The sequence below is a fragment of the Micrococcus sp. GbtcB5 genome, assembly GCF_019091605.1.
Classification (GTDB): Bacteria; Actinomycetota; Actinomycetes; order Actinomycetales; family Micrococcaceae; genus Micrococcus; species Micrococcus luteus.
In genome coordinates this window covers 1-301 of the sequence record NZ_JAGXJK010000140.1, presented here as the reverse complement: position 1 = coordinate 301, position 301 = coordinate 1, and the positions used below count along the sequence as shown (strand labels likewise).

Annotated in this window: 1 pseudogene; it reads left to right on the top strand. The window is 77.4% G+C overall.

The window, feature by feature from the left end:
• A pseudogene (locus KVS67_RS11795) lies at positions 1 to 301 on the top strand (lipoate--protein ligase family protein); the annotation flags it as partial.

Sequence of the window (301 nt, the reverse complement as noted above, 5' to 3'; positions counted from 1 at the left end):
CGCGGCGGCCCGCGCCCGCGGCTTCGAGCCGGTGGGGCGCCGGGCGGGCGGACGGGCGGCGGCCTACCACCACGGCTGCCTGGTGGTGGACCACCTGAGCCAGCAGGAGGACGCGGCGCACACGCAGCAGGCCCGGTTCGCGGAGTTCGCCGACCTGTTCGTGCGGGCGTGCGCGCGCATGGACGTGCCCGCCTCCGTGGGCGAGATTCCGGGGGAGTACTGCCCGGGCGAGATCTCCGGGCAGGGTCCTGCGCCGACACACCCGGGGAAGCTGGCCGGCTCCGCGCAGCGGGGGGTGAAG